Annotated in this window: 1 tRNA gene and 1 rRNA gene; both read right to left on the reverse strand. The window is 46.4% G+C overall.

Annotated features, from left to right (window positions below):
- Positions 1-73 precede the first annotated feature (73 nt).
- Positions 74-149 (reverse strand) — tRNA-Val (locus tag AC1D0Y_RS29795).
- 116 nt (positions 150-265) lie between these two features.
- Positions 266-381: ribosomal RNA gene (gene rrf, locus AC1D0Y_RS29800) — 5S ribosomal RNA — on the reverse strand.
- Between the last annotated feature and the right edge of the window lie 33 nt (positions 382-414).

The following is a 414-nucleotide window of genomic DNA, read 5'->3' on the forward strand; positions in this document are numbered from 1 at the left end:
GGCAAGAGGACTTGAACCCCCAACCTACTGATTACAAGTCAGTTGCTCTACCAGTTGAGCTACACCGGCACGGTGGTGGAGGATGACGGGATCGAACCGCCGACCCCCTGCTTGTAAGGCAGGTGCTCTCCCAGCTGAGCTAATCCTCCAAAAAAATCTATATAAGCGCGTTAATAAGCGTTATTTTCATTACTTATGATAGAATATTTCAAATAAAAAACCCCTATGCTCTTTTACAAGAGACTCATAAGGGGTCTTATTTATTGCCTGGCAACGTCCTACTCTCACAGGGACAAAGTCCCAACTACCATTGGCGCTAAAGAGCTTAACTTCCGTGTTCGGTATGGGAACGGGTGTGACCTCTTCGCTATCGCCACCAGACAAGAGATTGTTCTCTCAAAACTAGGTAACAGT

It is taken from the genome of Priestia sp. P1_B12_1 (assembly GCF_056406695.1).